Annotated in this window: 5 protein-coding genes; 3 read left to right on the top strand and 2 right to left on the bottom strand. The window is 35.0% G+C overall.

Going from position 1 to position 5,415, the window contains the following annotated elements:
- Positions 1 to 621, bottom strand: a 621-nt coding sequence (locus ACFY36_RS51795; protein WP_499753327.1) for a GRP family sugar transporter, incomplete at its 3' end; no start/stop codon positions are given.
- A gap of 146 nt (positions 622 to 767) precedes the next feature.
- Between ACFY36_RS51795 and ACFY36_RS51790 the strand changes: the two genes are divergently transcribed.
- A protein-coding gene (locus ACFY36_RS51790) for an IS3-like element IS981 family transposase (RefSeq protein ID WP_499753326.1) occupies positions 768 to 1,879 on the top strand; the annotation gives its coding sequence in 2 pieces (ribosomal slippage) (positions 768 to 984 and positions 984 to 1,879; 1,113 coding nt in all).
- A gap of 305 nt (positions 1,880 to 2,184) precedes the next feature.
- On the opposite strand, the gene ACFY36_RS51785 is transcribed toward ACFY36_RS51790, so the two are convergent.
- Entirely contained in the window at positions 2,185 to 3,075 is an 891-nt protein-coding gene (locus tag ACFY36_RS51785; RefSeq protein ID WP_499753325.1) for an IS982 family transposase, read from the bottom strand.
- A gap of 110 nt (positions 3,076 to 3,185) precedes the next feature.
- Here ACFY36_RS51785 and ACFY36_RS51780 point away from each other — a divergent pair, with 110 nt between their 5' ends.
- Complete coding sequence (locus ACFY36_RS51780) at positions 3,186 to 4,382, top strand: M20 family metallopeptidase (protein WP_015082999.1); 1,197 nt, start codon at positions 3,186 to 3,188, stop codon at positions 4,380 to 4,382.
- Positions 4,383 to 4,457: 75 nt separating this feature from the next.
- Positions 4,458 to 5,231 (top strand): type ISP restriction/modification enzyme, encoded by a 774-nt coding sequence (locus ACFY36_RS51775; RefSeq protein WP_300697143.1) that lies wholly within the window; start codon positions 4,458 to 4,460, stop codon positions 5,229 to 5,231.
- Positions 5,232 to 5,415 lie beyond the last annotated feature (184 nt).

The raw sequence follows: 5,415 nt of genomic DNA, 5'->3' as shown, positions 1-5,415 counted from the left end.
TTTGAAACGACCCATCACAAGTGCTCCAAAAATCATTCCAACTGACATTGGCAAGATAATTGTCAATGTATCAAAATGAACATTGAACCAAAGTACTGCTAAGTTATTAAAAAGAATAACATAGATAACATATCCCAAAGTTGAGTAAGTTAAAGCAGTCAATCCTTTAGTATAATTACGTCCTTCTTCAACAACTGCATTTTCTGGGTCACGTTTAGCTGAGAAATAGAACCCAACTACCAAAACAGCCATCGCAATAAATCCGAGAATAAATTGAATTTGTTTTGTCCATTCGTGGAAAGCAAAAACCCCAATCAAGCCACCAATTACTAATTGACTCCCTGATGAAAGCGGACTTGCTACTGAAACACCCATGTATTTCATTGAATTAAACTGACCAAATTGTCCAATTACCCAAAGCAATCCACCAATAAATCCAATTAAGAAAATTTGCCATGTCAACGTTGGCATGCGGAATAAGAAAACAATAAGTGCAAAAACAAAAGCGCCCAAAGTCATTCCAAGTGTTTGTTGTTTAGCGTCACCACCAAATTTATTAGCTACAAATCCGATAGAACCCCAAGCAAACATTGGAACAAGCGCGAGAAGAACTCCTTGCATGTGTATATTTACCTCTTTAAAATATTTTTTTACTTAAAAAATTAAACATATCTCTATATTACTCTTTTTTCGGGAAAAAACAAAAGATTGATGTTATCCTTAAATCTTAGAGTCACTATTGTATAATTTAGACAAAGGACAAAAACATGAAAAAACGCTACTCAAAAGAATTTAAAGAAACCCTTATCGCCTTCTATCATTCTGGTCAATCCGTCACCCAGCTGTCTAAAGAATACGACGTGGCCCCTGCAACAATTTATAAATGGATAGACCTCTACTCTAAATCTAATGAAAGCTCCGTCTCTAAAGCTGATTTTCTAGAATTAAAAAGACAACTGGCTAAAGTTAAGGAAGAACGAGACATCTTAAAAAAAGTATTGACCATATTCGCCGAGAAAAAGAAGTGAGTGCTGCGGATATGGCTCAAACCATACAAACTTTAGCACTCAATGTCAGACTAAGCTGTCAACTCCTTGATGTTCCTGAATCAAGTTATTATGAACGGATTAACCGACATCCATCTAAAACTCAATTAAGGAGACAATACCTGTCACTCAAAATTTCTCAACTCTTCAATGCTAACCGAGGAATCTATGGTGCTCCTAAAATTCATCATCTTCTACTTAAACAAGAGGAAAAAGTCGGGTTAAAACTGGTACAGAAGCTAATGAAACAACTTCAACTCAAGTCTGTAGTCATTAAGAAATTTAAGCCTGGATACTCACTAAGTGATCACATCAATCGAAAAAATCTCATACAGACTGAACCTACAAAGAAAAATAAGGTTTGGTCAACCGACATTACTTATATTCCTACTCAACAAGGATGGGGTTATCTCTCAACCATTATGGATCGTTATACTAAAAAAGTCATTGCTTGGGATTTGGGCAAGCGAATGACTGTAGAATTAGTGCAAAGAACTTTAAATAAGGCCATTAAATCACAAGACTATCCAGAAGCTGTTATTCTTCATTCTGACCAAGGAAGCCAGTATACGAGTCTAGAGTATGAAGAGTTGCTTAAGTATTATGGGATGACTCACTCTTTCAGTCGAAGGGGATACCCTTATCATAATGCCAGTCTTGAATCTTGGCATGGACATTTAAAAAGAGAGTGGGTGTATCAATTTAAATATAAGAACTTTGAAGAAGCCTATCAGAGTATTTTCTGGTACATCGAAGCCTTTTATAATTCAAAACGAATCCATCAAAGTTTAGGGTATCTTACACCTAATCAATTTGAAAAGGTAAGTGCTTAAAATAAATAGATTAAAATTCTACGTTTGTTACTCTAAAAACTTGACTTAACGTCAAATGCCATAAAAGATAATAAAGTCCGTTTAATTATTTTCATTGTTTTTGTCCTTATCTTTTTTTCTTGCCATAGAAGTAAAACCAAAACATGACCATGCAAAAAACATAATTAACCAAAAATTATTATCCATATCTTTCTTAGTAAAATAAGCAATTAAACTTAATATCGCCACAACAAAATATAAATAATTACTATATTTAAAAAATTTTTTCATTGAAATATCCTCCATATACCCGAATTGCTAGTTGATTATTTATACATGACTTGATACCCGATAGAATATCTTAAAGTCTCTGGTTCCAGTGATTTAGCTGATTTTAACAGTAAAGAATACGCTAAAAGTATCATCTCTAATCTCAATTGAAAACCTTGAGGCGAATGACTTTTACAACGCTCAGCTCCTAGATTTGTCAAAAAAGAGAAAACTCGCTCAATCACTTTTCTATGTTTTGAAAAATTAGGGAAAAGGATTTTCTTTTGCTTCATGTTCTTCCTGACAGGTGTAATTAGATCAATTCCTTCTAATTCCAGCCTTTCATGCAGTGACTGACCTAGATATCCCATATCTCCAAGGACTGTTGGTGTCCCAAATTGACTCAACACTTCCTCGGTCATTGAACTATCAGCCATTGAAGCAGGAGTAATTGTGTAGTCTATGACATAGCCTGATTCACTGACTAAAGCATGACATTTACATCCATAGAAGTACTGTCCCTTTGTAGCATTGTAGCCAACATTGGCATAATCTCCAAGAACTTTGCTTCTGAAATTACGAATAGGCTGACACAAAGGAATGGGGAAGCTGTCAATAATGGATACACTCATTCCTTCAACCTCTTTAAAGACGAGTGCTTGGCGAATGACTTGGATACTCGGTAAGAGGGCATTACAACGGCGGACAAAGCGAGAATATTCTAGGAAATTAGGAAATAAACTTTGAGCCAATTGGTGCTTAGCTTTAAGTGTTTCACTAAAATGCAGTACGCCCCATAGGTAACAAGCGATAACTAAGCAATCTGATGTTGCGAGATGGACGTTCTTTCGGTTTTGAACCTCAAGGGAAACCCTCGTTTGATAAAGCGTCTCAATGGTTGTCAGTAAATAAACAAAAACTTTTGGAAGTGTGCTATTATAAGTCATATAAGTCGTGCGCTTTCTAATGCTTAGTGGTTTAAGATTAGGATAGCACGACTTATTTATTTTCCAATGAAATTAACTAGCAATTCGGGTAGAAAGTTTAGAGGTATCATATGAAACTACTTAATAATTTGTTGACTAGCTTAACACAATATGAGAATGAAATGATTCAAATTAGGCGTCATCTTCATCAATACCCAGAAATTTCTTTTCAAGAAAAAGAAACATTTAAGTATATTATGGGCTTTTATAAAGAACTTGACTGTGAACCAAAACTTATCGGAAAGGGATTTGGAATCATCGTTGATATTGAAGGTGGAAAATCCGGAAAAACTCTTGCGTTGAGAGCAGACTTTGATGCTCTTGCTATTTTTGAAGATAATGATTTAAGTTTTAAATCGGTCAATCCAGGAGTAATGCATGCCTGTGGACACGATGCACATACTGCATATTTGATGGTACTTGCTAGAGAACTAGTAAAAATAAAACAAGAACTTCCGGGAAGAGTTAGAATTGTCCATCAACCAGCAGAGGAAGTATCTCCTGGTGGTGCCAAAGGTATGATTAAAGCAGGAGCTCTTGACGGTGTCGATAATATGATCGGGGTTCATGTGATGACTACAATTAAAACAGGGGTCATTGCCTATCATAATAAAGAAACTCAAACGGGACGTTCTAATTTCACCATTACAATCAAAGGAAACGGAGGTCACGCTTCTATGCCACAATTAAGTAATGATGCAATAGTAGCCGCTAGTTACTTTGTAACTGAACTCCAAACAGTAATTTCAAGAAGAATAGATCCATTTGACATGGGTACTGTAACTATTGGATCATTTGATGGAGCAGGAAGTTTTAATGCTATACAAGATAAAGTAGTGTTAAAAGGGGATGTTCGGATGATGAAAGAAACAACTAGAAAAGTCATCCGAGACCAAGTGAAACAAATTGCTAAAGGCGTTGGAGTAACCTTTGGGGTTGAAGTGATTGTAGATTATGACGATAACTATCCTGTACTCTTTAATTCAGAAAATCTCACTCACTTTGTAGTTGACAGCTTAAAAGATCAGAATATTTCAGAAGTCAATAATATAGTCGATTTAGGACCACAAAATCCTTCTGAAGATTTTTCATATTATGGGCAAGTTGTACCAAGTACTTTCTTTTACATTGGTGCACAGCCTGAAGACGGCGGAAATTATCCCCATCATAGCCCTTTATTTAAAATGAATGAGAAAAGTATTTTAATCGCGGCTAAAGCAGTTGCAACTGTAACTATAAACTATCTATTTTTCAATAAAAAAATGTAGATTTACAAATAGCAAGATTTGTAGCTAAAGTTGCTCCTTCGTTATTTAATAAACTTATAAAAATATTTCTATCCTCTGTCCAGAAAAAGGTTGTATTATGGACGAGATTTAATTCACCGTCCGTCAAACTACGATACTGCGATGTCACTTAATGACAAGGTTTTGTATGTGTCCACAAATTCCGAGTTCTCTGTCTTGATGACAAATAACGTTCCAGAATATGCGTTGCTTACGTCCGGTAAAGGTTTTTTGAAGAATTTGGAAGATACGACAGGGCTTCTTGACGTTAAATATGACAATGTAGTAGGCAATTATGATATTGATAAGGCTGACATTGTTTATTATGTGTATGGTTTGCTTCATTCACCCGAATATCGGGATATGTATGCCAATGATTTAAAAAAGAGCTTGGCGCGGATTCCGCTAGTCCGAAATAAAGAAGCGTTTATTCGGATTGGAAAGGAGTTATCTAATCTGCATCTGAATTACGAGAAACAAGTGTCATACCCTGGAGTGACGGTGTCAGTTAGCTCTGATGATTATAAAGTGACTAAGATGAAACATCCTAAAAAAGGAGCCTTAGACACTATTATTTTCAATAATTCAATAACTATCTCGAACATACCAGAGAAAGCTTATGAGTATGTGGTTAGTGGAAGGCCAGCTATCGAATGGATTATTGATCAATATCAAGTAAAAACAGATAAAAAATCAGGAATAACGGATGATCCTAACGAATTTAGTGATAATCCTAAATATATTTTGAACCTCTTATTATCCGTTATTACAGTAAGTATGCGAACCCTTGAATTAATTGAGGAATTACCAGAATTTGAAATTCAAGAATAATATAGGGTCTATAATTATATAATGGCCCCTAGGAAATACCATTAAAACACCCCCTATAATCTTTAGTTCATATTACAGGGGTTGTTTTTCTGTTTATTGATATAATAGTTCTTAAAAATGGAGGTGATATTTTGAAAGTGAATTGGTTAAAGTTGATTGGAATTTTTTTACCTTTAAAATGATT

The sequence above is a fragment of the Actinoplanes sp. NPDC000266 genome (assembly GCF_042899005.1).
In the GTDB taxonomy this organism is placed as follows: Bacteria; Actinomycetota; Actinomycetes; order Mycobacteriales; family Micromonosporaceae; genus Actinoplanes.
The sequence above is the reverse complement of the archived record's forward strand: the minus strand, read 5'-3'. Positions and strand labels throughout refer to the sequence as shown.